The following is a 1967-nucleotide window of genomic DNA, read 5'->3' on the forward strand; positions in this document are numbered from 1 at the left end:
TAATTCCATTGGTATCATTACATCAAAAAAACACTAGGAATTGCATCAAATGGCATCACTAAGAAAACGCGGTAAGAAGTTAGGGAGTGTCTTGTGGAAAAGCTTTAACAAAACAATCTGTCACTGATTGTTTTAATCTCCTCCACAAGCGGTAAAACAAATTGAATCCCTAAAAACGCCACTAAGTGAGTTTTCAGGGGTAGCGATATATCACTGGCTGTGTTTTTGTCGCAACTGCTCTGTAGCAATCACCATATTCGCTAAAGCAGCCTTGGTTTCTGGCCATTTGCGTGTTTTTAATCCACAGTCTGGGTTTACCCACAACTTATCGAGTGGAAAAACTTTAAGTGCTTTTTCGAGCAGGTTAAGCATTTCACTCACAGGTGGCACACGCGGCGAATGGATATCGTAAACGCCAGGTCCTATGTCGTTGGGGTAAGCAAACTCGCCAAAACCACGCAATAACTCCATATCCGAACGAGAGGTTTCGATTGTGATGACATCGGCATCCATGCTGGCAATTTCGGGCAGAATATCGTTAAATTCGCTATAGCACATGTGGGTATGAATTTGCACCCAGTCTTCTACGCCACTGGCTGTGATTCGGAAGGCTTTTGTCGCCCATGCCAAATAGTTAGCCCAGTCTTTTTTGCGCAAGGGTAGGCCTTCACGAATAGCGGGTTCATCAATTTGAATAATACCGATACCCGCATTGGCTAAATCATTCACTTCATCGCGCAGGGCAAAAGCAATTTGCATGGCAGTCAGTTCGCGCGATTGATCGTCACGCACAAATGCCCATTGCAACATCGTGATAGGACCCGATAACATACCTTTCATCGGTTTGTTGGTTAGGGTTTGTGCGTAAGCACTCCAAGCAACGGTCATCGGTTTTGGTCGGGTAACGTCACCAAAAATAATGGGGGGTTTCACGCAGCGAGAACCGTAGGATTGTACCCAACCAAATTGCGTAAAGCAGTAGCCTTCTAACTGTTCACCAAAATATTCGACCATATCATTGCGTTCAGGCTCTCCGTGCACCAACACGTCGATCCCTAAAGCCTCTTGTTCTCGTACCACCAATTCAATTTCTGCTTTCATGGCTGTTTCGTAGTCGGCTTGTGAAAGTTTGCCTTGCTTAAAGGCGGCGCGAGCAGCACGAATTTCGGCGGTTTGTGGAAAAGAACCAATGGTGGTGGTGGGGAGCAAGGGTAGGTTAAAGCGTTCTTGTTGTAGTCGTTTGCGCAGTTCAAAGTTACCATGACGTTGGTCAACACCCAATTCATCACATTGTTTAAGGCGTTCTCTCACCGCTGGGTTGCTGGTATGGGGGGAAAGGCGGCGTGAACGAATGCGAGCGGTATTGTCGGACAAAATATCTGCAACCGCTTCATCACCACTCGTAAGAGCAACTTGCAAGGCGCGAATTTCAGTGAGCTTTTCTTGTGCAAAAGCAAACCAGCTGTGCACTTCTTTGGGCAGGCTTTGCTCAGGCGCAAGACTAACAGGGACGTGTTGTAATGAACAAGAAGCACTAACCCATAAGCGATTGCCCAATTTTTCACGTAATGGGCGTAGTTGCCTTAGGCTCTGTTCTAAGTCGTTGACCCAAATATTGCGACCATCGACAACACCCACTGATAAAATTTGGCTTCCCCTTAACCAATCAGCGGCTTGAATCGCTTCGCTGATGCTGCCTCGTGTTACATCTAAATGCACACCAGCGACAGGAAGTTCAATGGCTGTGCGGAAGTTGTCGTTCAAGCCGCCAAAATAGGTGGTTAATAGCAATTTAATGCCTGTTTGATTCAGGGTAAAGTAAGCGGCTTGATAGGCTTGTTTCCATTCTGAAGGCAAGTCTAACACCAAGGCGGGTTCGTCGATTTGTACCCAGTCGATACCCTTGGCTTTAAGCTTAACCAATAATTGGCTGTAAGCGTAAACCAAATCATCAACAAGACTTAAAC

At 46.1% G+C, this 1967-nt stretch carries 1 protein-coding gene; it reads right to left on the bottom strand.

The window, feature by feature from the left end; translation table 11 throughout:
- Positions 1-210: 210 nt before the first annotated feature.
- Positions 211-1967: 5-methyltetrahydropteroyltriglutamate--homocysteine S-methyltransferase (gene metE / locus B7Y67_RS16370; RefSeq protein ID WP_293599540.1), on the bottom strand; the 1757-nt coding region annotated here is incomplete at its 5' end.

Source organism: Polynucleobacter sp. 35-46-11 (assembly GCF_002281105.1).